Annotated in this window: 1 protein-coding gene; it reads left to right on the top strand. The window is 60.3% G+C overall.

All coding sequences use genetic code 11. The features are described 5' to 3' along the window. The coding region (locus LU684_RS30495) for an immunoglobulin-like domain-containing protein (RefSeq protein ID WP_232895378.1) at positions 1 to 395 on the top strand (395 nt) is incomplete at both ends.

The raw sequence follows: 395 nt of genomic DNA, 5'->3' as shown, positions 1-395 counted from the left end.
AAGTCGATCACCGACATTTCGGTCTCGGGTGACACCAAGTTCGAAAACCTGGTGACCGATAAGACGCCAGTGACCACCACTGTCAGCGATGAGCCGAACGGCGCCGGGAACCTGGTGAAAGTCAGCATCACTCCAGTCACCGAGTCGGTGAACGAAGCGACTGCGCCGACCTTCAAGGTGACCCTGAACCAGGCCATCGATAAGCCGCTGACCGTGCTGCTGAGCACCGGTGAAACCGTAGTGTTCGCCGCTGGCGAGACCACCAAGACCATCTCGGCGCCGGCCCAAGGCGATGACGTCTTTGTTGATAAAGGCACCATCACCGTCAGCATCGACAAGGCCACCGTCACCGGTGCGCCGCTGGAAAACCTGCAGATCGGTACCCCGGCGACCGT

Source organism: Pseudomonas sp. NMI542_15, from assembly GCF_021283425.1.
Classification (GTDB): Bacteria; Pseudomonadota; Gammaproteobacteria; order Pseudomonadales; family Pseudomonadaceae; genus Aquipseudomonas; species Aquipseudomonas fortuita.
The sequence above is the reverse complement of the archived record's forward strand: the minus strand, read 5'-3'. Positions and strand labels throughout refer to the sequence as shown.